The organism is Brevibacillus reuszeri, from assembly GCF_002897295.1.
Lineage (GTDB): Bacteria > Bacillota > Bacilli > Brevibacillales > Brevibacillaceae > Brevibacillus > Brevibacillus reuszeri_A.
Genome location: NZ_BEXF01000009.1, coordinates 198,011 through 222,807, shown reverse-complemented (window position 1 = coordinate 222,807; position 24,797 = coordinate 198,011). Strand labels below are relative to the sequence as shown.

General features: G+C 45.8%; 19 protein-coding genes. 5 read left to right on the top strand and 14 right to left on the bottom strand.

The features are described from left to right. Positions 1 to 29: 29 nt before the first annotated feature. From C3B52_RS16545 to C3B52_RS16510, 7 genes are all read right to left on the bottom strand, one after another. The gene (locus C3B52_RS16545) at positions 30 to 1,655 is read right to left on the bottom strand and encodes an amidohydrolase (protein WP_103107504.1); all 1,626 of its coding nucleotides are present in this window, start codon (positions 1,653 to 1,655) and stop codon (positions 30 to 32) included. 26 nt (positions 1,656 to 1,681) lie between these two features. Next, a complete protein-coding gene (locus C3B52_RS16540) occupies positions 1,682 to 3,163 on the bottom strand; it encodes a sodium:solute symporter family protein (RefSeq protein ID WP_103107503.1) in 1,482 nt (493 codons plus the stop codon). Further along, positions 3,160 to 3,360, bottom strand: a complete 201-nt coding sequence (locus C3B52_RS16535) for a DUF3311 domain-containing protein (RefSeq protein ID WP_103107502.1) — start codon at positions 3,358 to 3,360, stop codon at positions 3,160 to 3,162. The genes C3B52_RS16540 and C3B52_RS16535 overlap by 4 nt, the downstream gene beginning before the upstream one ends. Positions 3,361 to 4,314: 954 nt before the next feature. After that, positions 4,315 to 5,661, bottom strand: a complete 1,347-nt coding sequence (locus C3B52_RS16525) for a glutamine synthetase family protein (RefSeq protein WP_103107500.1) — start codon at positions 5,659 to 5,661, stop codon at positions 4,315 to 4,317. Next, positions 5,655 to 6,863: a M20 metallopeptidase family protein gene (locus C3B52_RS16520; RefSeq protein WP_103107499.1), complete on the bottom strand. Its 1,209-nt coding sequence runs from the start codon at positions 6,861 to 6,863 to the stop codon at positions 5,655 to 5,657. The genes C3B52_RS16525 and C3B52_RS16520 overlap by 7 nt, the downstream gene beginning before the upstream one ends. Positions 6,864 to 6,881: 18 nt before the next feature. After that, complete coding sequence (locus C3B52_RS16515; RefSeq protein ID WP_235615748.1) at positions 6,882 to 8,231, bottom strand: APC family permease; 1,350 nt, start codon at positions 8,229 to 8,231, stop codon at positions 6,882 to 6,884. 15 nt (positions 8,232 to 8,246) lie between these two features. Further along, positions 8,247 to 9,398 carry an amidohydrolase family protein gene (locus C3B52_RS16510; protein WP_103107497.1) on the bottom strand — a complete coding sequence of 384 codons (1,152 nt, stop codon included), beginning with the start codon at positions 9,396 to 9,398 and terminating at the stop codon, positions 8,247 to 8,249. A 320-nt stretch (positions 9,399 to 9,718) separates the two neighbouring features. Here C3B52_RS16510 and C3B52_RS16505 point away from each other — a divergent pair, with 320 nt between their 5' ends. Beyond that, positions 9,719 to 11,506, top strand: coding sequence for a sigma 54-interacting transcriptional regulator (locus C3B52_RS16505; protein ID WP_103107496.1), 1,788 nt, complete (start codon positions 9,719 to 9,721; stop codon positions 11,504 to 11,506). Continuing rightward, positions 11,503 to 12,834 carry an aspartate aminotransferase family protein gene (locus C3B52_RS16500; RefSeq protein ID WP_103107495.1) on the top strand — a complete coding sequence of 444 codons (1,332 nt, stop codon included), beginning with the start codon at positions 11,503 to 11,505 and terminating at the stop codon, positions 12,832 to 12,834. The genes C3B52_RS16505 and C3B52_RS16500 overlap by 4 nt, the downstream gene beginning before the upstream one ends. 95 nt (positions 12,835 to 12,929) lie before the next feature. On the opposite strand, the gene C3B52_RS16495 is transcribed toward C3B52_RS16500, so the two are convergent. From C3B52_RS16495 to C3B52_RS16480, 4 genes are all read right to left on the bottom strand, one after another. Then, positions 12,930 to 14,180: a serpin family protein gene (locus tag C3B52_RS16495; RefSeq protein ID WP_164684810.1), complete on the bottom strand. Its 1,251-nt coding sequence runs from the start codon at positions 14,178 to 14,180 to the stop codon at positions 12,930 to 12,932. An 87-nt stretch (positions 14,181 to 14,267) separates the two neighbouring features. Beyond that, complete coding sequence (locus C3B52_RS16490; protein WP_103107493.1) at positions 14,268 to 15,047, bottom strand: hypothetical protein; 780 nt, start codon at positions 15,045 to 15,047, stop codon at positions 14,268 to 14,270. Positions 15,048 to 15,158: 111 nt separating this feature from the next. Further along, positions 15,159 to 16,211, bottom strand: coding sequence for a DUF4179 domain-containing protein (locus C3B52_RS16485; RefSeq protein WP_103107492.1), 1,053 nt, complete (start codon positions 16,209 to 16,211; stop codon positions 15,159 to 15,161). Further along, the gene (locus C3B52_RS16480; RefSeq protein ID WP_103107491.1) at positions 16,204 to 16,704 is read right to left on the bottom strand and encodes a sigma-70 family RNA polymerase sigma factor; all 501 of its coding nucleotides are present in this window, start codon (positions 16,702 to 16,704) and stop codon (positions 16,204 to 16,206) included. Before C3B52_RS16480 ends, C3B52_RS16485 begins: the two co-directional genes overlap by 8 nt. A 527-nt stretch (positions 16,705 to 17,231) precedes the next feature. On the opposite strand from C3B52_RS16480, the gene C3B52_RS37800 reads away from it, so the two are divergent. Continuing rightward, entirely contained in the window at positions 17,232 to 17,351 is a 120-nt protein-coding gene (locus C3B52_RS37800; protein ID WP_123058860.1) for a DUF3977 family protein, read from the top strand. Between the two features lie 428 nt (positions 17,352 to 17,779). Here C3B52_RS37800 and C3B52_RS16475 read toward each other — a convergent pair whose 3' ends face one another. Together C3B52_RS16475 and C3B52_RS16470 are read right to left on the bottom strand one after the other, a co-directional pair. After that, the gene (locus C3B52_RS16475; protein ID WP_103107490.1) at positions 17,780 to 18,811 is read right to left on the bottom strand and encodes a Cfr family 23S rRNA (adenine(2503)-C(8))-methyltransferase; all 1,032 of its coding nucleotides are present in this window, start codon (positions 18,809 to 18,811) and stop codon (positions 17,780 to 17,782) included. Between the two features lie 627 nt (positions 18,812 to 19,438). Continuing rightward, positions 19,439 to 20,356, bottom strand: a complete 918-nt coding sequence (locus C3B52_RS16470) for a LysR family transcriptional regulator (protein WP_103107489.1) — start codon at positions 20,354 to 20,356, stop codon at positions 19,439 to 19,441. A 161-nt stretch (positions 20,357 to 20,517) separates the two neighbouring features. Between C3B52_RS16470 and C3B52_RS16465 the strand changes: the two genes are divergently transcribed. Beyond that, positions 20,518 to 21,492, top strand: coding sequence for an HPP family protein (locus C3B52_RS16465; protein WP_103107488.1), 975 nt, complete (start codon positions 20,518 to 20,520; stop codon positions 21,490 to 21,492). 210 nt (positions 21,493 to 21,702) lie between these two features. Beyond that, on the top strand, positions 21,703 to 22,611 hold the full coding sequence (locus C3B52_RS16460) for an EamA family transporter (RefSeq protein WP_103107487.1): 909 nt from the start codon (positions 21,703 to 21,705) through the stop codon (positions 22,609 to 22,611). A 282-nt stretch (positions 22,612 to 22,893) separates the two neighbouring features. On the opposite strand, the gene C3B52_RS16450 is transcribed toward C3B52_RS16460, so the two are convergent. Beyond that, the gene (locus C3B52_RS16450) at positions 22,894 to 24,393 is read right to left on the bottom strand and encodes an Ig-like domain-containing protein (protein WP_103107486.1); all 1,500 of its coding nucleotides are present in this window, start codon (positions 24,391 to 24,393) and stop codon (positions 22,894 to 22,896) included. Positions 24,394 to 24,797: the final 404 nt, after the last annotated feature.

The window sequence follows — 24,797 nt, the reverse complement described above, 5'->3', positions numbered from 1 at the left end:
GGAATCCTCCTCGCGTGACCTGTTTATTTCTAACAGTAAGTTACCGCATCCGCATCTCTTACATACTCCAGCTTACCGCCAATTACCGTCATATCCACCTGAATCTCTTTTATGCGATCTTTCGCAGTTTCGAGTATCCGTTCGCTTAACACAACGAGGTCAGCCAGCTTCCCGACCTCGATACTACCCTTGATGTTTTCTTCAAAGCTTGCATAGGCTCCGTTCCAGGTGTACAGCTTGATGGCTTCCATGACGGTAATCCGCTGATTAGCTCCGACCGCTTGACCTGAGCCGCTCATTCGATTCACAGCAACATGAATGCCGAGCAGTGGATTGTAATGCGTGACAGGACAATCTGAGCTTCCCGCCGCAATGATTCCGTTGTCGATAAAATCACGCACTGGATACATGTGATTTACGCGCTCTCCGTAGTTTTTCACGTAGCCATCTCCAAATTCGTAAAAGAACGGTGGATTCGGAATAGGCACAACCTTAAGCTTTTTCATCCGTTCCAGCAAATCTGGCGTGGTAATACCTGCATGTTCAATGCGATGGCGGTGGTCGTTACGCGGATATTTTTCCAACGATTCCTCTATGCAGTTTAACACCATTTCAATCGCTCGATCTCCTTGCGCATGGGCGGTAATCTGGAACCCTTTCTTATGAGCCTCCCCAAGAATCTCATTTATTTTTTCTTGGGTGAAATACAGGATTCCATAGTTGTCAGGATCGCTTGCGTAAGGTTCTCTCGTCGCAATCGTAGGACCGCTGCTGCTGCCATCGGTAAAGATTTTCGCTGGCCCGATCCGAAAACGTTCATCTCCCAATCCTGTAATGACGCCTGCCTGAACCATTTTCTCGACAAAATCCTCGGAGCGATTTAAGGCGCCGATCATGGCATACACTCTCACTTTAATGTCATCCGCATTGACAGCCTGCTGGAGCATGCGCAGATTTTCTGGGCCGAATCCTCCCGCATCATGTATACTCGTAATACCAGCCGCAATAAAATCAGCGGATGCCATCACCATTGCTTGTCGAATCTCGTCCTCTGTATAAACCGCTAATTGCATCAAGCGTGAGTGAGCGGTTTCAATGAGCAACCCTGTCGGAATCCCTTCCTCATCACGATCGATTCTTCCTCCATCTGGATCAGGTGTTTCCTCTGTGATTGTCCCTAATTCCAGCGCATTGCTGTTTACGACTGAAATATGAGAGCATGTACGTGTGATCTGAATTGGATGCTCGGTGGAGATCGCATCCAATTCCCAGCGGGAGGGATACCGTTGTTCTTCTATTTTCGTCTCGTTGAACCCTGACGCACGCAGCCATTCTCCTTTCGGGGTATGCTCAGCAAGCGCCTTTAATTCGGCAAACAGGTGCTGCAGCGTTTTGATATGGGGCGCTTTGCAATCCACGCCGAGCTTGACGGTTCCATACGAGGTAAGATGCAGATGGGAATCGATAAATCCTGGCAACAAGCTATTACCATGCAAGTCGATTTTTTGGGTCTGTTTCCCAATCCAGCTATCAATCTCTTGATTTGTGCCGACCGCGACGATACGACTTTCTTTAACTGCTACCGCCTCGGCGATACGATTTTTTTCATCAACTGTAATCACTTGCCCATTGACAAAAACCAGATCTGCAAACATTTGATCACCTCATTGAATTTTTTACACTACCTTGCCTTTGCATATTCATGGGATGGTAGTTGATGCCTGAGCCCTTTGGTCAACATGCTGACAACAATGGTGACGAGCACGTTGGCGATAAGCGCGATGATCCCCACATTCAAATCCAGCACCCATTGTGGAAAAAATGTGAATAGAGAACTGATCGTCATTTTTGTAATCGTGGTATACGCAACGATGCTCACACCGACAATGATTCCGGCCGCTCCCCCCTGTTTTGTGATAAAACGATTCTTGGTCAAGCTAAAAATCAGTGCTGGAAACAATTGCGTCACAAAACTGTATGCCATCAAGAGCAGCGTTACGATGGTATTGCCGCCATTTAACGTAAAAAAGACGGAAGTCAGCGTTATAACAGGGACCAAATATCGCGCCAATTTCATGACTTGTACATCTGAGGCTTGCGGAACGAATGTTTTATAGACGTTCTTTGCCAGAAGCGTTGCACCCGATAACAGAAGCATGGAGCCAGGAACCAATGCGGTTAGCAGCCCTGCAGCTCCGATCAACCCAACAAACCATGGCTCAAACGTTTGAATGGAAATTTTCAATAAAGCCAGATCCGCATCAGGCCCTTTCAAGCCAGGCACCTGGCCTATAGCCGCAAACCCGACAAAAAACACGAACAAGAGCATGAGCGTATACAATGGACTGATTATGGTATTTTTACGGAGCGCGCGTTCACTTTTCGCGGCAAAAATGCCACCAAATCCATGCGGCCACATATAGAAGCCGAGAACGGTCAGCAGGACGGTTGAGATAAACCACGAAATGCTAAGCCCTTTTTCCGGTATTGCCAAAAATCCGGGTGATGCTTCCGCGATGCTTGAAAACATCGACGAAATGCCACCGTAGTAATGAAAGGGAATGTAGAATCCTAAAAAGACAACGATGCCAAAAATCATGATATCTTTGATAACGGCCGTCCATGCTGAGCCGTGTAAGCCGGACACCATCACATAAACAGTAACGGCTATGGCTCCGATCCAGATGGCGAGGGTCGGTGAAATGGAGCCATACGAAGCTTGTGAAACGATGATCCCTAACCCTTTTAATTGAAGGACAAGGTATGGAATAATCGAAATGATGCCAACAATCGCTACGAGCACCCCAAATAAAGGACTGTCGTATTTCTTTTCATAAAAATCGGAAAGGGACATCAGCTTGTGTTTGTTTGCATACCGCCAAATGGCAGGCAGCAACCAGTACCCGAGAACACATGACAATGAAATGTAAGCAAGGATATAGTAAGCAGGTCCTCCTTTCCCGTAGGCCCACGCACTTCCGCCGAGAAATGTGAAAGTTGTATAAATCTCCCCGGCCATGAGAAGGAAGACGAACAAGGCGCCGAACCCCCTACCGCCAACTGTCCATTGCTCCAAATCCATTTTCTTGCCCTTTTTTGCCCGAATCCCCAAAAATATCGACAAGAGCAAAAATCCAAAGATCATAAGTAGGGCTGCATTCATGACTGGTCACCCTCCCGATTCGCTGGATCAATGCAAAAAATTAATGCCAAAATGGCGGATGTTAGAACGACCCACAGCACAATCCAGAACAGAATGAATGGCATCCCTAACACGAATGGCGTAACCTGATTTATCAGCGGCAGCAAGCCTAGCATGCCAATAAACGGCAGCGCGCCAAGAATGTGAATGAGCTTCATAGCAATCCTCCTTTGTTGGTAATAATCACGAATCAGCTGTTTCTCCTCCTTTTCAATGGAATATTGTCTGAATGTTTCAGCTGTTCGTCAGTCTATTTAGCAATTTGCGTGCCGATAGAAAGAATGTTTTTCGATCGAATATTCCGAAAACAACACCTGGAACTGCTTGTTTTTCCGACCGGTTATCTCCTTTCGCTTCAATATTGGTTCGCTCGATTCGATTTTGCAGCACTTTTGATCAGTTTTTCAGCGCGATTGACGACAAAAGTGAATCAATTTCGAAGCGATAATCTAAGTGCCATCTGAACCTGGCGTCGATCTCCACCATTTTCGAAAAAAATGTATCTGAATATGTTCAAGACTGTTTCGACATCCTGATTCAATACACGAATGGAACAACAAACAATTTTATTGATTTTCTTTTATTACTGCATCTAACTCTCCCGCACAAAAAAGAGAGCGAGACGCAATGGTCCGCTCTCTTCTCTGTTCCCTTTCCCTATCAAGCCGTTAATTTTCTTAGAAAATGGGCATTTGCTCTTCCGCGACGTGAAAAGCAGAACACCGCTCCTTCTCTTTGCTGACAGTCACTATATCTGCAGGTGTATAGCTAGCTTTCCCTCGGACAATCATGGTCGCGCTGCCCGAAAACAGCAAAAGCGAGGTTCCACCTATGGTGGTCCTCGCTTCGCTGTGGTATGAAGGTCTCCCTATCTGGTTGCCAGTTCGATGATCATCACAATGAGCATGAGTAACTGGATGAGAATATCCATATTCATTCTCATTTTCGTTCCCTCCTGACAAAGTAGATGCCCTTCCTCCTGGCCTCTCCATCATAGAGAAGAACTTCACGTTTCCCCACTTCCATCATACTGCTAGACTTTTCGATTTATTCTTTCTGATTTACAAAGGATCGACCCTTTTCATCTGGCTGAAGATACCATGTACAGACAGCTAGAACAGATTCGAGAATAGTTTTCTCTCCCAGTCACTCACATAGCGATTAAATTTATCTGACTCTGTCCGCTTGATGTTGATGAACTCCTCCCAAATCGAACGGCCGATCGTTTCTGCCAAGATCGTATCCTCAGACAAATGACTGATTGCTTCCGGGAGAGAACGCGGCACCCAGCCGATTCCTCTCTCCTTTAACTCGGCGTTGCTCATTTTACTCACATCGGTAGTGGCTGGCTCTCCTGGCTCCATTCGACTTTGGATGCCATGCAATCCCGCTGCCACTAAGCAGGCAGCCAACAGATACGGATTACAAGTGCCGTCTGCTCCACGAAACTCGAAACGCCTCGCTCTGCGCTTTTCGGGAATGCGCACGAGTACGGAACGATTGCCTGAGCCGTAGCAAATGTGAGCTGGAGCCCATGTACCCGGCTGCATACGTTTGTAGGAATTGACGCTCGGCGCACCGATCGCAATCAATGATGAAGCATGCTTGAGAAGCCCGCCGATAAAATGGTACGCTTTCTCCGACATATCGAGTCCCCGCTGATCCGAAGTATCTTCAAAGAGATTTTCCCCAGCTTCGTCAAAGAGACTAATATGCACATGCAAACCACTTCCGGCCAGGTGCTGGAAGGGCTTTGGCATCAACGTGCCGATCATTCCCTTGTCTTTTGCGATTTGTTTAAACAGGTGCATGAACGTTACCTGATTGTCAGTTGCCTTCAGTGCTGGTGTGTATTTCAAGTTGATTTCCAATTGTCCCGGGCCGTATTCACTGGAGATTTGCTCGGTTTCCACGCCCATCTTTTCTAACGAGAGAACAAAATCCTGGACAAATTCCTCCTGGACGTCTACACCTACGGTAGAGAAACAATGGCTGTTGTCGGCTGGCTGGATCTTTTCATCTACTTCCTTGAGCAGATACGCCTCCTGTTCAAATGCCATGTACATCTTCCCGCCAAGCTTGGACTCTACCTCTGACAAAAGCCGCTTCAATGCATTTCGCGGGCACCCAGCCCAAGGATCTCCATTAGCATCGACGAGGTCACACAACATCCGTGCTGTATTTTTCCGGTACGGAAGGATAGCAAATGTCTTAGGATCTGGTATGGCAAAAAAATCTCCATCATTTGCTCCGTACGTCGGATTGGGGATGTACTCGTCAAAGCAGTCAAAACTCATGATCGCTGTACTGAAATTGACCCCTTTCTCCATTGCACTTGCGAGTTGGGCTGGGCGAACGGTCCTACCTCTTGTGACTCCGGCGTAGTCAAGAAATTCGATCCGAATAAATTCAATTTGCTCTCTCTCTACCAATGCCAGTACTTCTTCTTTTGTTAACATATCTCTTTCTCTCCTTTATCCAGCAACAATGTGAGAACTGTATGGGTAAAAAGCTTTACGCCAATCGGGATAATCTCCTGGTCAAATTGAAATTGTGGATGGTGCAAATCGTACACGGGGCGATCCGCTTGTTGGATACCTAATCGGAAATACGTGCTCGGGACCTGTTCAGCAAATGCTCCAAAATCATCTGCCCCCATAGATGGTTCTAGCAGGACGTAGACACGAGAATCACCCAATAGCTCTGCCGCGCACTGTTTCACGCAGTCCGTCAAAAGCGGGTCGTTGATGACAGGAGGCAAGCCGTCGGAGTAAATGATTTTTGCTGTCGCTCCGTATGCCTCTGCGATTCCTTCGACGAGCGCGATGAATTGCGAGCGCAATTTTTTTCTCGTCTCTCGTGAAACCGTCCGTGTCGTTCCTTCCAAGACGACCCGATCCGCTACGATGTTGTTCGCTGTCCCTCCCTGAATCTTGCCTACGTGTACAACCACTGGGTCCACGGGATTGGTATTCTTGGTTACGAGCAGGGAGAGTGCCTGAAGAATCTGACTGCTGATCGCAATCGCATCGACCGCATGATGAGGTCTGGCGCTGTGTCCACCCTTCCCTTCGATTTCAATCCGAAAATCGTCACAAGATGCCGTGATCGCTCCAGTCCTGACCCCTACCGATCCAAACGGAAGATGCGGCCACAAATGCAGAGCCAGCATCCCGTTCACTGGAGGATTCTCCAAGACACCTTGCTCGATCATCTTCTGTGCAGCCCCATCTGCTTCTTCGCCCGGTTGGAAGATGCAGCGCACGCGTCCCCTCCACTCGCTTTTCAATTGGTACAACTGATAGACAGTACCGAGCAAAATCGTGGTATGTCCATCGTGTCCACATGCATGCATGACACCCAGTTGTTTGGAAGCGAATGGCAGCTGCGTCTTTTCTTCGATGGGGAGTGCGTCTATATCGGCTCGAACTCCGATATGCGGCCCCTCTCCTCCATCACCGAGCAAGTCGACGACGACCCCCGTCTCTCCAAAACGGCTATGCGGGATGCCCCACTTTTCCAACCAAGACACAATATACGAGCTGGTCTGGTATTCCTTGAAGGATAGCTCTGGGTTTTGATGGAGGTAACTTCTGATTTCGGTCAGTTGCTGCAGGAGTTCCTCACTCAGTGAAAGCTTTTCGTGAATGGAGCTTTTCATGGTTGATCCCTTCCTATCTTAGCTTCGATGAGTAACCGTGGATTGACCTTTTTTCTGAAACAACTTGAACACAAGGAACAACGCCCCCATCCAGATTGCACCGCGCAACAGCGTCATCGGAGACCCAACGAACGAGCCGTAGCAGACAATACCGATTCCAATAAAGCCCAATATCGGGAAGAGTGGGTACAAGGGTTGTTTCCACGGCAACCGCTCGATTTCATCTGGATGCTTTTTGCGATAGAGAACGGCGGCAATCAGAGCCAATGTCCAGGATACCATCCAGGCCAGCACCAACTGATTGGATAGCTCGACATAGAGAAAATCAGGATTCAAGGAGCCCAAAATTACAAGAGCGACCGAGCAAGCCCACACAAACAAGATGCCGTACACTGGTGTTTTCGTTTTTGGATGGAGATAGCCGAAAAACGCCGGTAAAAATCCCTCGCGAGCCTGAGCATAAAAGATGCGAGAGGCTGCGTATAGCGTCCCCATCAAAATGCAGGTGGCTGCGGCAATCCAGGCGACGGCATTCATGACAAATGCCCCAGCAAAGCCAAATACTTGTCCTGCTGCAACCGTAAACGGTGAGCTGTCCATCGTAATCTGATCCCAGGGAATCAAGCCTTGCAAGACAGCCTGAGCAGCCGTATAGAGAATCAAAAACGTAATTCCGGACCAGATCAGCGCTTTCGGCAAATCTTTCGGATCCTTACATTCGCCCCCGGCAGTTGCCAGCGTGACTGCTCCCAAGTAAGCGTACGTTCCGAGCGGAATGGCCGACCAAAAGCCTTCCGATCCGTGTGGGAGAAAGGGTGTGAAATTCTCCAGATTCATATCTTTTAATCCAATAAGCGAGAAGATAGCAATAACAGCCGTCATGATAATCACGAGCAATAATTGCGTGGTTGCAGCGATTTCTGTCCCCATGATATTGAGTACAGCAAACACCGTAATAAAGAAGACGGCGAAAATGACTGACCAGTACTCTCCTTGCAATTGCGGAAAAAACCACATTGTAATTTTTCCTAGTGCCAAGCCGACGCTACCACCTGCAATGACCCATCCGAGTGCAAATGTTACCCCGGATAAAAAGCCCCACCATCGCCCCATCATCCTCTCTACCCAACGGGACATGGCTCCGGCATTGGGCATTCCGACTGCGAGTTCACCTAGCGCAACCATGAGGAAAAATTGTGACAGCCCCGCTATAAAATAGGCGAGCATGGCTCCCGGACCTGCCATGGCGATTCCCTGCCCCATTAGCAGGAAGACGCCGTCCCCTACGACAGCTCCTACCCCCAGGGCCCAAATGTGCCAATACCCCAGCTTTCGCTCCGGTGCAAGCTCCAACACTCTTTGTTCCATCATGGCACCCCCAAATTATTTGATATAGATGCTCTCAAAATTGCGGTACAATACCATTTCTCCGATATATCGTGCTGTCTCGGCATCAACGTAGTCCGACTCCACCCATGATTGCAACACTTGTTCAAAGCACTCCTTGAATAGATGCACCCCCAGCCAGTTCATTTCCGGAACGGTAAAAGCATCGGAGCCATACATCACCTTGTCAAACGGTGCGAATTCAAATACTTGTGAGAGAATCCGTTTGACTCCGTGACCGACAAATGGATTTTGCAAGGAAATGTCCATGTAGACATTTGGCAAAATACTGACGATGAATGCCGCCTCCTCCACCCAAGGATAGCCCCCGTGAACGAGATGCACCTTGGTTTCGGCGTATGCCTTGTGACGCAGCAACGGGAGCAGGAAGCTAGGGCTTGCTTTCGGCAAGACAACATCGCCATCCCCTACACCTGTGTGAATATGCATGACTTTGTTTGCAGCGGTACATTCCTCCATCGCAATGTGCAGGCAATAGTCCCGCAAAGCTTTGGCTTCAGCGCGTTCATTTGCCTTGAATTCCTCCCATTGCGAGGAAGCAGCCTGCTCATTTTTATCCATCACTTCCAGCCCACTGCGGTAGGCAATAATCGATTTTAATCCGACAACGTCTGCTCTCTCTAACGCGGTCCGCAAATCTGCACGATACATCTCGACGAACTCTCCAAAGCTGGCACATTCCTTACGAAGGCGCACCATGACAGGTTCGATCCGGTGTATTTCCCAGATTCTCGCGCCACACAGCTCTGTGTACGCCTGCTTTTTCAGCATCGGTGTCGGATACCCGAAATCGGTGATTACACCTGTGATTTTGGCATCTTCAAACAGTTCTCTCGTGTAAGCCTGGAAGTTTGCAGCTCGCTCATTTCGCACTCTTACCACTTCCGCCAGTGTCGGTTCGCAATCAAAATACCGAGCCATTCGTCTGGTCAGGATTTGCATCCACATGATGGAGCCCGGAAAAGGCTGGTGCGGCGAAGAAACTTGTCCTTTATGCATTTGCTTTGGGAGTACGGACAAGGACAGCTTGTGAATAAACTCCTCGGGCGTGTAAGGTCGTTCATTCGCTACATATGGATGGGCATGAACATCGACGGCTTGTACATCACGCAAAGATATTTCTGACATAATGACCTCCTGTAACATGTGATGCCATGTCTTCAAGCAACATTCGTGCCAACAGATACAAAACACAAAAGCGCACGAATATTCACTCTTTTCTTCCGGCACACGAAAAAGAAAACGAAAAATAGTCTTCAACTGACGAATATTTTTCGAAATATTTTTTTCTTTCTTAATTTAAACTCTTTTTGTGGTTTTCACCTTCCAAAAGACCAGATGTTTCTGCTATAGTTTACAAAATAAAACTCTGCTTCCTCCTTGTTAGAATAAAAACGCTCATTTTTTTTCATCATATTTTTTCGATAGTTTAGGGGTGATAGATACACATGAATGTTTACTCCGGTCTTCCTTTACACGATGTGTGGAACGTAAGCTTTGACAGTATGGTGATTACCGATGACAAAGGAGACATCCTCTCGTTGAACCGATCAGCTACCCGACTGTTTTCTAGCAGTCCGAGCAGCTTGATCGGGATCTCCATCTTTGAACTGATCCCTTCCGAAGAATTGCGCAAATGTATCCAAATGAGCAAAAACATGACTGGGATTTCCCTTTCATTCGGCACTCAGCAGCTGATTGCGAATCTTTCCTGTCTGAATATCCCACCAAATTCGTTACTGTTTCTGCTTATTTTCAAAAACATCACACAAACGCAGCAATTACAGCACCAGTTGCAGCAAATGAATGAAACCAAGGCTATGTACGATTCCATCTTAGACCAGGTGGAAGAAGGCGTCTGCAGTATCGATTCGCAAGGAAAAATCATTTTCTATAATCGGAAAATGGGTGAATTGGATACGCTCGAGCCCGATGCAGTCAGGGAAAAAAGGCTGGAAGATGTCTGGTCCTTGGACGAAGAAAGCAGCACTTTATTAACATGCTTGCGAACAGGCAGGGTGCTTAATCATCGGGAGACCCATTTTACGAACAATGGAAAAGCGGTGACGACACTTTCTCGTACCATGCCGTTGTATGTAGGAAACAAAAAGGTGGGAGCCGTCGAAATCTCCAAGGATATTACGGAGCAAAAGCAATTGACCGAAACGATTTACCATTTGCAAAAACAGACACCTGGGGCAACGGTTCCCCTACTTCCCACAGTTGAAAAAAGCAATACCCGCTACCAGTTTGAGACAATCGTCTACTCTAGCAAGGAAATGGGATATATGATCGAGCAAGCACGTAGATCTGCCCGCTCTCGTTCGAATATTCTGATTGTGGGGGAAACTGGGACAGGCAAGGAACTAATCGCCCAAAGCATCCATAATGAAAGTCCACGCAAGCACAAGCCCTTCATCGCCCAAAATTGTGCCGCTCTCCCGGAAGCACTGCTTGAAGGGTTATTATTTGGGACGAGTGTCGGGAGTTTTACCGGTGCCATCGATCGGGCAGGCCTCTTTGAACAGGCGCATGGGGGAACGTTGCTCTTGGATGAAATCAATTCCATGAATCCAAACCTGCAAGCCAAGCTCCTCCGTGTGCTCCAGGAGAGAAAAATCCAACGGTTGGGATCGTCAAAGGTACTCGATATTGACGTTCGGGTAGTTGCCACCATGAATGAAGATCCGCATGAGGCCATTGCAAACGAAAGGCTACGGGAAGACCTGTATTACCGTTTGGGTGTCGTCAATATTTTCATCCCCCCCTTGCGAAAGCGCAGAGAAGATATTCCTGTCCTTATCGATTCTTTCATCCAAAAGCACTCGAATGGATTGGGAGTTGACGTAGTGGGTGTGGACGTTGACGTTTTCCAATTTTTCTTGAATTACAGCTGGCCTGGGAATGTCCGTCAGCTGGAACATACCATTGAAGGCTCACTGAATCTGGTTTATGACGAAACGATGATTTCGTTCGATCACCTCCCCCCTGACTTTAAACAAAAAATGAACCAACTAGTAGAACCCTCTCTACCCTCCCAGCCGTCTGTCCATGATTATCGGGGGAATTTGCCCGAACAGATTGAACATCTGGAACGGGTCATGATCGAACAAGCCTTACGTGACACTAAGGGAAATATCACCAAAGCGAGTGAGCAGCTAGGGATTCCCCGCCAAAATTTGAATTACAAGCTGAAAAAATACGATCTGAAAAATGTTAGGGGGATACTCCGGTGAATCAGGGCACACTGCTTTCTGCCGAAGACAAAGTCATTTCCAATGCGTTGAAAATCCGCTTTTACCCGATTGCGGTAGCCTCGGCTTGCGGGACCAGACTGACAGACGAGGCAGGTGTGTCCTATCTTGATTTGAGCGCTGGGTGGGCAGTCGCGGGAATTGGATATGGTCATTCGCGTATAGCCCAAAAATTGAAACAACAGTATGAGACCCTATCGTTTACATCACAGCTCACGATTCCGGAGAAAAACATGGTCGACCTGGCGCAAAAGCTCGTTGAGATAACGCCAGGTTCGTTTGAGAAAAAGGTCTGGTTTGGCCATTCAGGTTCGGACGCGAACGACTGTGTATTCAAGCTGTTGCCTCTCGCTCGGAATCGATCGAGAATGGTTTCCTTTATGGGTTCCTACCACGGACAAACGATGGGTTCTCTTTCCTTGTCCGGCCATCCCGCTCAAGCCAAATTCATCGGTAGCAGCAATGTCCTAAAGGTACCGTATCCCAATCCGTATCGACCTCCATTTGGAGACACAACCGAGCTCACCTCACAAGTCATTCAATACATCGAAAATGAAGTGTTTCGAACAGTCTGTCCTCCTGAAGATACCGCCGGATTAATTGTCGAAGGAATCCAAAGTGACGGTGGCTTGATCGTACCTCCTGATGATTTTTTGCCAGAATTGCAAAGACTGTGTCACCGATACCAAATATCCTTGATTTTCGATGAAGTGAAAGTAGGTATGGGCAGAACCGGGAAGTGGTTTTCCTTTGATCATTTTGGCCTGTCTCCCGATGCTGTCGTATTGGGCAAATCACTTGGAGCTGGCTTGCCGATCAGCGCGGTCGTGGCAAGAAAAGAACTGCTTGATACAGGCAACGGCGTCCATATGTTCACTGCGAGCGGGAATCCGTTATGCAGCATAGCTGCTTTAGAGAATATCGCCATTCTGGAAGAAGAGAGGCTCATTGAGAATGCAGCAGAAAACGGAGCCTACTTTTTGAAAATGTTGGAGGAACTGAAGCAAAAATACGAGTGGATCGGCGATGTTCGAGGACGCGGATTGGCGATCGGGGTCGAGCTTGTAGAGGATCGGTCCACCAAAGCTCCTGCTGCTGAAAAAACAGCCGCTGTTTGTTACCGCTGCTTTGAATTGGGCCTGATCGTTTTTTATGTCGGCATTCATAGCAATGTCATCGAGATTACTCCACCATTGACCATTTCCAAACAAGAAATTGACCTAGCGATCTCGATTCTGGATCAAGCTTTCAAGGATCTCGAAAGTAACAGCATTGATATGGAAAAGGTCAAACAATATGCGGGTTGGTAATCGATTACGGATTATTACACGGTAAACCGGCGCTCCTCGTGAACGCCGGTCATTTCGCTTACTATGTTATTATTACTTCACTCTTTCTACAGCGTTTATAGTTCGACCACAGACCCTACAAAAAGCCATGCGTTGGTCTGACGGTCTTCAATCGCGAAGAAGAATGGCCGGTTAATTGTCATCTGGAACGGTGTAGCTGTCGGAGCGGAAGCCTGAGCCATCTCTACCGCAGTGACCGCAGCAGCCTCGGTTCCTTTTTCATTGACCTCAACGAATGTTTTGTGTGTTACCGCACTAATGAACAGGTTGGGGGGAATAGGCGCCATGCCGGAAAAATCGGCCATCATCTCGTCAAAGGGTAGCTCCATGCCCAGTGCCTTAAGTGGTTCTTTCAACTGTTTTTCGTATTCTATCTTGAAGCGGGGAAGCTTGATCTCGCCCTCGTTTTGCTGGAACGGCTGTTGCCATTTGCTGTGATCTGCCCAAAGCTGGTCATGGAGAGCACCTAAAGAGGAAGCTTCATCTGGCAGAATGACAAGCATGTCCATCTGCCCGTCACCGTAAGGCAGGCGGATAGCTTGAAATTCCTCTTCCTGTAAATATTCGTAGGTGCCTGTCTGCACCATCATCTGCACTTGCTTGGTGGAACCATCATGTTGCTTGAAGCTTTCTTCTTTCGTATCGGAAAGCTGGAATTCCTTTTTCCACCCGCCATTGAAATAGACAGCATTTGCAAGGATCAAAACTTCCGTGGGATCGATGGATTCAATCACCTTGGGAATTTTTCCATTTGTATTCTTGTTTACCCAATCATTAATATTATCAGAAGCCTCGGGATTATTGAAATCGAGCTCGGTTACTTTGGCTTGGTAAAATTCTTGATTCGTTTTCATGAAATTACTGTGAAACGGCGTTCCTTTACGTAACCAAATCGAATTGGCAATGTTCATTTGAACGCCATTACCGGGTTGATTCAAAAGAGAGATGAGCGCTTCGTTGCCCCGATTTAATTCATCAATAGACATGCCTTGCCAGCCCATCGTTTTGGCCATGGAGGTTTGTGATTCCCCTCTACTACCGTTGTATGTCATGGCGAGCGCCAAAGAAATGCTGGTAGGCGAAATGAATATGTTTTTCTTTTGGTTTTGTTCCTTTTGAACTAACTGCTGATGGAGCTGCATACCGAACTTATTGCTTGCATCGACAATACGCGAGTCAACCGCGGACGCCTCGGCTTGTCGATTTTCCAATGCTATCCCCTTTGTAGAATGTTGGGTACACCCAGTTAAAAACAGAACGAGTATAATGCCCGCCGTAAGTACGTTACCTTTTTCAAACATTGTCATTTCTTTCGATCCCCCTGTCATTCCTATGCTTATTTGACGGGGTACCTTTGGGTAATGTTTCCATGCTATCGTTTTAATTCAAGCAGTTTACCTTGTTTGCAAGTATGGAGGATGCTCACCACTTCCTCCCCTTGCAGACATTCTTCCGCGGCTAACCTCATAGATCATCTGGTAAAAACCACTTTCTTCTCTCTTACGCCATCTTTCCGTGAACACCACTTTATATGTTTCCTTCTCAGCCGTTTCCTCTACCTCTGTTTCCTGTTCAACGTCATAACCTTCAATTTGCAATTTAATCACACCTTCTTTACTTGGGAACCTGTGGATGGTGTCGGTAGCATATCGTACAGCATCTTTTGCGGTAAATGGCCGCTTCGGAGGAGCTGTCGCATAGATCACGCCCACTATAAGAACAACCAGGAAAACAGGGGCAATAAAAGAGATTACTCGGATCTTCATTTTAAAGCCCAAGATGGCAGGAACGATAATTCGATCCAAGCTATAGAAAAGGATCGCAGCTACTCCACCCATGATGCTGAATAGAGTAGACTCAAGCACGATTCCAAAGCAAAGTCCAAAAATGACATGAAACGAACAGGATATCATCGGCTCAGCGCTGCCTTTGACTTTTAACATCGCAAAAACTGCTTCGATAAGCGATGATACTATAATTCCATACAGAAAAACGGCAGGAACTGCGTATAACGCAACAAAGATAGCTGATGACATATAGTTTTCTGCTGCGTTCCAATTGGCTCCCCCAAAATTAGTAAAGAACACGGACACCAAAAGGACAATTATCCAGGAAGTAAAATATGCGACTACCACCTTTCGGACAAGCATTTGCATTACGTTTGATTTAGGCATAAGATCCCCCATTAAGCTGTAGTAGTAAGCCATCATCATTCAACGCCCAAGCTGAACGGCAGCAGGAACCACCCAGCCTATAAGGAAGACTTACGGCTGAGCGGTTTTTTGTCAGTCGAGCTGGATCTCGAAACGCAACTGTTTGTCTACAGCGATAATCATATAGTCGGATTCTGCGGAAATCGGGTGGAAATCCTTAGCGAAGAAATTAACTCCAGTGATGCCCCCTCGACTCTTGCCCTTTTCGTCTGTAATGCTGGAAAGAGGAACGCCATTTGAATCGAAAACACGAATAGAATCTGACAAACGATCAACCTGATTCAACTTTTCTTGTTCTGTAGATTCACTTTCACCTTGTACCTCAAAAACGATCCTAGTAGCACTTGGGGTTCGAATAATTTGTTTGATCGAGAATATGATGCCTCTCGATTGACCGGAAACTCCTGGCTCCGTCACCTTCGTCACAGCATCTGTGGGTTTTCGAGAAAGAGGGATGTCAAATTGCCATGTTCCATCTACGCCACCTATTTTCTGAAATGCCAATTTTAACGTCCACTCTTCAGGCATTTCTTCAAAGTAATACGGCTGAAATGTTCCGTAGTATGTATTTCCCTCGACGTGACGCCAATGTATCAGATAATCTTTCTTGGCTTCTTCCGTTGTGAATGTTCTCGTTATCGTACGCCCAGCCCATTCATAGCTAAGCTTCTCTATATGCTGAAACCCGTTTTCACTAGGCGGGAATGTGATAGCAAAACCAATGGAAAGGTTAAGGCGATCGTAATAGGCTTCTTTTAGAGACACTGTGATTCCCTGGTCGTTCACTGAGTGATTCAACGGTTGAGTAAGTCCTTGCTGATCGGCTACTTTTATCCCTGACTCCCCAACGAAACCGAAAACGGTGCTCACATAAGGCAAGTTTTTCAGCATGTGTGCCATAGTTGGAGACACAAACCCCGCGCCAATCAATAAGAACATCCCAAAAAGAAGACAAGCAACGGACATCAACCACTTGTTCTTCCTCACAGATGATCGCTTCTGTACAGGATGAACACGAAGAGAGCTCAGTACTTGATCAATTCCAGCAGAAAAATGCATAGGAACATCAACAATCGCTTTCTTGGCCTTTTCGCGAAGCTCTTTATCAACCTGTAATTCATTCATGGCCAGTCCTCCATTCTGTAGACTCTGAAGTGAAATAGGCAGACAACTTTTTTCTCGCCCGACTCAAACGAGATTTTATGGTCCCCTCAGGTTGGTTGAGTACCATCGATATGTCTTTGATCGCCATATCTTCAAAGTAGTAAAGAACGATGCAAAGTCGAAGTTCATCTTCCAAGAGCTGGATGGCTTCTTGTACCTCAATATTTTCTTCAAAACGATAGGAAGATGCTTGCTCATGCCAGTCGTCAAGCAGTACGAGTTTGCTAGTTTTACGGACCAGCCGATGGCATTCATTGACAAGGATTCGCATGAGCCATGATTTGAAAAAACGTGGGTCTCGCAAGGTATTCAACGAATGGTATGCTTTTATAATTGCTTCCTGTGCAGCATCAAGACATTCGCTTTCGGACGGCAAAATGGAACGAGAACTCGATACATGCTCTGCTCGTATTTCTTGACCAGCCTTGTAAAAGCTTCTAAATCTCCGGAACATGCAAGCTCTTCATCGCCATTAGTCATTGGTTCTCTCAATCGATTCACATCCTGTTTGAAGTCTATATACTATAGACACGAGGAGAGAGCAGTTTGGTTCTCATTATCCTAAATTTTTCATTTATAATAATCAATTCCATCTTTCATTTCGCCCTGTAGTAGATCAGGATTAACATAAGACTACCTCGATATTCGAAATAAAAAGGACTTGATTTAGTACATATTTGTATAATCAAATTCCAACCTTTGGTAAAATGGTGATATTCATGTTGATCGATTTGAGGTGAATATGTGCTTCTCATAGTACACGTCCTTTCCGTCTTAACTTGTATGTTCCTTATAGCTCGATTGGCTAGCCTATTCGGTGGCAAATGGAGTCCTTTTGCGAAAACGAATTGGAGGCAGGATTTCACTGCTTCGCTTGTCGGGACAATGATTCTTATTTGGATTAGCTACATTTGAACAGTTTAGGCAATTTGTCCATCAACATAATTTCGCGATACATTTTTTGTAATGTAGGTTAAATCAATTTATCTTCGTATCTGGATTGGTAAAACAGTAGTGCTCCTTGATTCGAGAGAAGGATTTAAGAAAATGAGTAAAAATCGTAAGAGCTTCAAGCTCATCATTGGAATAGTTAGCACATAGCCCTAGTACTACAATAACTATAGACAAACGGAAAAGGAGCCACTCAAAGTAGCTCCCGTTCCCCCAAAAAGATAATCCCCTTCCTTGCCGTCTACGCAACTTTATAAGTTTCATCCACGATCGCACGAATGGTCGTGCATACATCGGTGAAGCTGGTACGTGCTTTTTACACCATCGAGCAATGCTAAAAAAGTACATACGCGGCGAGTAAGTTATGATTTACAAAAGAGAGTCAAGAACGACCAGAAGCGGAATCATAGTATGAAGGTCAAGTCCTACTATAAGGTTAGATTGTTAAGGAGCTCTGCTCTGGTCTTCTACTTATTGTCTTGAACGACATTTCGAAAACGGCTGCCCTCTTCATAGCAGCCGTTCTCTTTACAGTCGCGGATCCGCTAGGTCTATGGTAATGAATTTTTCGATCCCGATTATTCAGAGCGATATAGCTGACCACATGCCGCGTTAATGTCCGAGCCGAATTGAGTTCGGACTGTAACGTTGATACCCCTTGACTTTAAGATCCGAACAAACGCTTTAATTTGAGTCGGATCAGATTGCCGATAGCTCTCTGGCGTAACTTCTGTCGAATTGAATGGAATCAGGTTAACGTGGTAAAGATGTTCCCCAGGTCCCCTTCCCCTTAGCAGCTCGGCAACTGCTTCTGCATGCGCTGTCGAGTCGTTTACTCCGCGAAGAAGAATATACGCAATATACACCTTTCTTCCTGTTTGCTGAATGTGACGATCCAGTGCCCTCAGCACGTCGCGGACGTGGAATCGGTCGTTGATCGGCATCAGCTCGCTTCGCTGTTCGTCGAACGGAGAATGCAACGAGAAGGTTAGATTGACCTGCGGAAACTCCCGAGTCAGCTTTTCTATCCCTGGCAACAAGCCAATAGTGGAAAGTGTAATTCGTCGATGTCCTAAACCAAAGAGTTTCGGATCGGTCAAAATCGTCAAGGTATCAAAAATATGTGGGTTAGCCAGCGCCTCGCCCATGCCCATGAATGAGATACTGTCTAACGCGTGGCCGTTCAAGCGAAAGTACAGCAATTGGTCGGTAATTTCGTCGGCGGTCAGATTTCGTTTCAGCCCAATGGTACCGGTAGCGCAAAACTTACACCTGAATCCGCAGCCGCACTGCGTAGAAATACAATACGATTTCCAACCCCGCTCATAAGTAAGTCGTACGGCCTCCACGCGTTCATCGCCCGCAATGGCAAACAGCACCTTGTTAACCTGTTTCGACGCGAGTTCCTTTACCGGAACGATACTGCAAACGTTCGGACCAAGTATCCGGGTCAACTCGTCTCGCAAAAATTTGGGAAGTATAGTCATCTGTCCATATTCTCCGATATTTTGCTTGAAAATTGCGTCCATAATCTGAGCATACCGATACTCAGGCTGCTTCAAGTCGGACAATATTCGCCGAATCGTTTCATATTTCGAGGTTAGTTTCATGTCTTCTCCTTACTGCCGGAGAAAACGTAAATAGCAACCGTCAATTGGCGCTATGACACGTCATTAGTCAACTATACGTAAAGAGGCGCATACGTTTGCAGACAGATTGCTACGTGCACCTGTCGATAGATTGATAAACCTCCGGCAACCGATTTGTTTTTTTGTGAACCGCTTCACACAACAGGAACCGATTCACATAATCATCTACAACCTCAATCTCCATCGTTTTCATCCTCCTAGAAATGATGTATCCCTTGCATTGTCAAAATAAAAAGAGCTACAAGAAAGTTACCTTTCTTGTAGCTCAAAAAATACGGCACATCCTACCCAGTGTAGGGTATGAAAAGGATATATTTTCTGAGTGAAAAGAATAAGGTAACTATCTTGCCAATAAAGAATAAAACAAATTCTGCTTTATTCAATAAAAAAGTGGCAAGAATGATTACATTATCCTTTTCAACTCCAATCGTTAAGTGTCAGGCACAATTTTAACATAACAGTTTATACATTACAACATTGACCGACCCCCGCAGCCATTAAATCAAGGTTTTCGACACTCTGATGTCCACCCTTGATTAGCTTACATACAGTATGCACTACGCTGGGAACGAGGGAACGGTCCGTTCACTAAACCCTTTGCTCAAGATTGCTTTTGGCAATCGAAATAAAATCACGAACATAGTTTTCAAGTAAGGCAGGATCGTGCGTCGCCAGCATAATTTTGTTGGTGATTCCTACCCCATGAACGATAACCCCAGCCAATTCACCCGACTGTATATATGGTTTTGAAGCTAGGGATGGTACAAAGCTAACTCCATAACCAGCAACAACAGCTTGAATTGTCTCATTCAACCCATTGAACTCCAGCTCAATTGCCGGTGGCGCAACACTATTCGCCTCGCATAGTTCAATCAACCGCTTCCGGGTAGTGCTCCCCTCCTCTCTCATAATGAATGGCTCCTTCATTACAACTTCAACAGCAATGCTCTGATTGGCAAACTGATGTGAGGGCGCTACAACGAATTGAAATATGTCCCTGTAAAGCTCAAGACAATAAAGCGATTCAAGCCGTTCATCGGGAAGTCCATCATGGCCAAAGATAGCAACGTCAGTCTCATATTGGAGCAGACTATCCAATGCTTGTGCGGAATTGACCGTGGTGATCTTTACCGCAACCTCAGGGTATTTTTGCTTGTACAAAGATGCCCACTTGGGAATGAGTATACTGGTTGCCATGTAATTGCCTGTGATCCGGAGTTTACCTTGTGGATGACGATGGTAATCCTCCAGCATGATCCGTATTTGCTCTTCTAAAGCAAACAGCTTCTCCGTAGGTTGAAGAAGTCTTTGTGCAATCGGAGTCAGTGCGATCTTTCTTCCTTTTTTCTCAAATAAAATTACCTCATGCTGTCGTTCAAAACTGCGAATTTGAGCCGAAATGGCGGGCTGACTAATTTTCAGTTTCCTGGAGGCTGCCGTTACGCTCCCAGTCAACGCAACAGTGTGAAAAAGCAGCAGTGCGTGTAAATTGAGCGTCAGCTTCATCACCTTCTATAAATAAAATGTATGTAACATATAAAATCTATATTTTTAATTTATACATAAGGCTTCTATAATGCAAGAAAAAAGAGACGTTTTTGCAGATCCAATCTCAGCGCCATTTGAGCCGAACAGGATCGTCCCTTGTATAGAAAGAAGGAAGAAGTATGATTATCAAGATTACCAGCGATGTTGTGAAGAATAGACGAATGTTGTTCGCTTACGGTTCGGCGTTTGCTTTTATCATCGCAATGGTTGGTGTTTCGGATATCACTCAAACTCATGAATTTATCTTACCTGAGTTTGCAGCCATGGCCATTGCGATGTGGGCGTTTCGAGACGCAAATTGGCTTAGGAAGCCGTTCAACATTTGTCTTGCTCCAACGATCACGTCTTTGATCGGCTTTGTCATCACTCAGTTCCCTTTGATGTATCTGTTCAAAGTCGCTTTGACGTTACTCGCCATGCTGCTAGTGCTTGCAGTTCTGAAGTCCAATTTTGCTCCATCTCTGGCCACCGGCCTGTTGCCGCTCGTTACAGATGCTCATGATTGGACCCTCGTTTTGATTGTGTTCTTACTAGCTCTATACTTTATGGTGGTTGTCCTTGTATTCCAGTTGCATAAAAATTTGGATCATAAGCAATCTCAGCATGTCCGACCAACCACTGCCTTCTTCATAATTATGGTCGCTTGGCTTGTGATTTGCTGGCTGTGTGGCTTAGACCAGCTTGCAGCGATTCCGCCTGTCATTGTTGTGGCGTATGAGGCGATTCATAAACGAGAATATGGCGTAAAAACCGCTTTTAAACAAGGTTTTTCCTTGACTCTGTCGGCAATGATTGGGAGTTTCCTATATATTAATATCCCGTCATGGCCAGTGGTCATCATAAGCGACCTACTACTGATGTTGCTGCTATCAGTGACGATACGCGTCCGTATGCCTGCTCTTTACGCGTTTCCGCTTTTTCCTTTTATTCTTCCAGGAGATACGGTCCACTTTCTGCCACTCATGACTTTATTAGCTTCGATTTTTACATTTACTTGTCTGTCAATCTACAAAAACCGCGATGCAGCAAGGAGTCTCATCACATTAAAACACGATAAGGAAAAGATGAAGTCAGGTTCATGGCCAGGACAGTAATATACAATTCCGAACTAAATGAGTGTCCACTTTCTTGACCATAGTCCAAACATTGACAATAACTAAAATTGTTTTTTATAATGTTACCGGAACCGAATACTAAAACCGATTTGGGACGTGGACTTTTCTGGAGAGTCATCTCTATTTTCGCCACACAAAGGCCTTACTGGTCATTGTGTGGTTTTTTGCGTTCAATAAAGGAGGATTATGATGAAATTATGGCACTATGCACTAATTGTTTTTTTAGGAGGCTGCTGTTATGGGATATTATCCACATTTGTTAAATTGGCATATCTAGCAGGTTTTACGGTGCCAGCAGTAACCGGTGGGCAGTATTTTTTCGGAGTTGTGCTTACGTGGCTTGCTGTTTTATTTACTAAAAAGAAAAAACTAACGTTGAAACAAACTTCAAAGCTTATTCTATCTGGAATTCCATTTGGGTTGACAGGAGTATTCTATTACCAAGCCTTACAAACCCTGAACGCTTCGCTTGCCATTGTTTTTTTGTTCCAATTTGTTTGGATCGGAGCACTATTGGAATGGGTTTTTCATAAGAAGAAGCCGACACTAATAAAGCTCGTTTCCATCGCACTGCTTCTAATCGGTTCCATTTTAGCAGCGAATATACTGTTTCAGGAACAGATGGCGTTATCATGGATAGGAACCTTTTGGGGACTGCTTGCGGCATTAACCTTTTCCGCATTCATTTTTTTAAGTAGCTCAGTGGAAAAAGCAACCCCTCCCATTTTGAAAAGTGCTCTTCTTTCTTCGGGTGGACTAATAACCGTATTTATCATTTTCCCGCCAACGTTTTTGTTTGATTTGGATGTGTTAGTCGGGGTAATTCCTTATGGATTGGCATTGGGTATATTCGGTGTTGTTCTTCCTCCTCTTTTGTTTTCCATTGGAATGCCGCATGTTGGGTCAGGCTTGGGCACGATTCTGACAGCATCTGAACTGCCGGTTGTCATTGCCATGTCATCTTTAGTACTGGCGGAACCAATAAGCGTACCTCAGTGGATTGGGGTTATCATTATTTTGTGTGGGATTGTCAGCAGTAATGTTAGATTTAGAGATTCGAAGAAGGAATCTTTACATACGCAGAATACCACTTTATAGCTGGAACATATCCATCTCCGCATCCAAAGACTTGGCGTTCTGAAAAGCTTCCTTTACGCTTCGGTTGTTCTGAATGAGGTCGTGGAAAAGTCTTTTTCTTGTCGTTAAGATGAGTTTAAAACATGATTATCAGTGAACACCATTTTATTGGTATCTTCGTTTGTGAATACTCTATTCAAGTGTGATCAACTCTTTTTCATTTATCGACGAAGTAAAGGAGCAAAACCTCCTATCTCTTTGATAGGAGGTTAAGTACGTTGTTCATTGACGCAATTTGAGTACCTACCCTTTCACCTGGATCGGAAATATTGCTTTTTTTCCCTGAAAGGTTGCTGTGATTTGCACTTTTCCCTTCTCTTTGGCCGTAACTCGTCCATTCTCGTCAACCACGGCAATTTCTTCGTTAGAAGAGGTCCATCGAATCCCTTTCGTCAAAGCTTCTTTGGTATCGTCGTCATAAACGGCCGTAACCTGAAGTTCTTCAATGTCTCCTTTATCCAGTTTCATTTTGTTCTTTTGCATTTGCGGCTCAAGGGAGACGATCGTTTTTGTTTTGCCGTATTTAATTAGATAGATGTCACGCTTGTCCGCAAAGGTTGTGCCTTTTTCCCAATATTCCCCCAATAACAAATACTGGTCATTTCCCTGGGGAACCGCATTCGCCACACGTATTTGCGGGAAAGAGATCGTTTTCTCCCACAAAAGGTCGCCAGATTGATCCAACTTCTTGAAATTCCATTTGGAAGGGTCAGCATTTATCGAATCAATCATCCCAATCAGCATATAGCCGTCATCCGCTGTTTCGGACAACGATAAGCCCCTTTCTCCATCCGACACTTCTCCATTTCCCACTTCGGTATCGTAAAGCTTCTGCCAAACAACCTTCCCCTCCGAATCGATATGCCACGCCACAATGTCATCTAAACCCGGGTCAGAGTGGAAGCGGTTGGTGTATCCGGTCACGAGAAGTCCGCCATCAGTCGCTGGGAGTACGGATTTGATACTGACCGAACCCTTCTGTTCGTAGGTATGTTCCCAAAGCTTATCCGCTTCCTCGGACAGTTTTGCCACGTACAGGTGAGCATCACCGGAGAACACACTGCCTTGGACAAACATTTCCCCGCTTTTGGTAACAAAAACCCGATGAGCCGAGTTGCTCAACGGCTTATCCCATTCGATTTCACCTGTTGCTGTGATCTTCACGATATTGTACCGATACTGTCCACTCTCTTCGAGGTATTTCTGGCCTACTGCGACCACACCACCGTCGGATGTTTCAGCAAAATCACTGTACAGCAGGACGTATCTGTCCGGTATCATCGCTCCCCCCTCTACTTCAATGGCTTGAGTCCACTCCTCATCTCCGGTTTCACTCAATTTGATCAGCTGCAGCTTGTCTGGCTTTGAGCGCAGCGCTCCCATCACTAGATATCCTCCTTCTTTCGCCTGTTCCACATCGGTGATAAAGAACTCTTCCGGCATACGCTTTGACCACTCTTCCCGTCCCGTTCCATCTGCTTTCACCAGCAAAGGGGGGACTATGCGATATTCACTGTTCGTCCCGTTTGCCCAGACCAGCCCGCCTCCATCTTTCGTCGGAATGACTTTTTGGACCAATTCCCGCGTCTCCTCTTTGTTATAACGCTGTTCCCACTTCAGCTGGATTTCATCACCGGCAGCAGAAGCTTGTCCGATCAGACAAAGCGATGCCGCCAACGAGGAGGCAACCAACCGGACCAAGAACCGCCTGCAACTGAAATGATTCTGTTCCCTTGTTCTCATGTTTTCCACACTCCCTTTTTAGAGATATTGGAAATGTTTTTCCAACCAATTACTCCTTAATATAAGAGCATGAGCACGGTAATCTTGTACAGTAACCTTATTCCTAGGCAATAAATCGGAAATCACGTCCTCGTTCAACTTTTTCCTGTATTTTCCTACTTAGTGACTACTCAGGCGATTACGCATACGAACGGGGTCTCGACGAATACAAAAGTCCCGGGAAGACCGGCGGCACAAATAGTAAAACTCTCTTTTTCCCAAGTACTAAGACACAACTATTCTTCCAAAAAATAAAAAATTAAGACCGAAACCCCTAATGGAAACAGGAATTCCGGTCTAATTACAGAAAGTCATCGAATAAAATCACTGTTTGGCCAGAATAAAATTTTTAGGAATTTGTTTGG

Coding starts and splice junctions, on each gene's coding strand:
- C3B52_RS16480 (WP_103107491.1), bottom strand. CDS start 16,704: ATGTTCCGGAGATTTAGAAGCTTTTACAAGGCTGGTCAAGAAATACGA.
- C3B52_RS16475 (WP_103107490.1), bottom strand. CDS start 18,811: ATGAAACTAACCTCGAAATATGAAACGATTCGGCGAATATTGTCCGAC.
- C3B52_RS16540 (WP_103107503.1), bottom strand. CDS start 3,163: ATGAATGCAGCCCTACTTATGATCTTTGGATTTTTGCTCTTGTCGATA.
- C3B52_RS16470 (WP_103107489.1), bottom strand. CDS start 20,356: ATGAAGCTGACGCTCAATTTACACGCACTGCTGCTTTTTCACACTGTT.
- C3B52_RS16490 (WP_103107493.1), bottom strand. CDS start 15,047: ATGCCTAAATCAAACGTAATGCAAATGCTTGTCCGAAAGGTGGTAGTC.
- C3B52_RS16460 (WP_103107487.1), top strand. CDS start 21,703: ATGAAATTATGGCACTATGCACTAATTGTTTTTTTAGGAGGCTGCTGT.
- C3B52_RS16510 (WP_103107497.1), bottom strand. CDS start 9,398: ATGTCAGAAATATCTTTGCGTGATGTACAAGCCGTCGATGTTCATGCC.
- C3B52_RS16450 (WP_103107486.1), bottom strand. CDS start 24,393: ATGAGAACAAGGGAACAGAATCATTTCAGTTGCAGGCGGTTCTTGGTC.
- C3B52_RS16535 (WP_103107502.1), bottom strand. CDS start 3,360: ATGAAGCTCATTCACATTCTTGGCGCGCTGCCGTTTATTGGCATGCTA.
- C3B52_RS16505 (WP_103107496.1), top strand. CDS start 9,719: ATGAATGTTTACTCCGGTCTTCCTTTACACGATGTGTGGAACGTAAGC.
- C3B52_RS16520 (WP_103107499.1), bottom strand. CDS start 6,863: ATGAAAAGCTCCATTCACGAAAAGCTTTCACTGAGTGAGGAACTCCTG.
- C3B52_RS16525 (WP_103107500.1), bottom strand. CDS start 5,661: ATGTTAACAAAAGAAGAAGTACTGGCATTGGTAGAGAGAGAGCAAATT.
- C3B52_RS16485 (WP_103107492.1), bottom strand. CDS start 16,211: ATGAATGAATTACAGGTTGATAAAGAGCTTCGCGAAAAGGCCAAGAAA.
- C3B52_RS16465 (WP_103107488.1), top strand. CDS start 20,518: ATGATTATCAAGATTACCAGCGATGTTGTGAAGAATAGACGAATGTTG.
- C3B52_RS16495 (WP_164684810.1), bottom strand. CDS start 14,180: ATGACAATGTTTGAAAAAGGTAACGTACTTACGGCGGGCATTATACTC.
- C3B52_RS16545 (WP_103107504.1), bottom strand. CDS start 1,655: ATGTTTGCAGATCTGGTTTTTGTCAATGGGCAAGTGATTACAGTTGAT.
- C3B52_RS16515 (WP_235615748.1), bottom strand. CDS start 8,231: ATGGAACAAAGAGTGTTGGAGCTTGCACCGGAGCGAAAGCTGGGGTAT.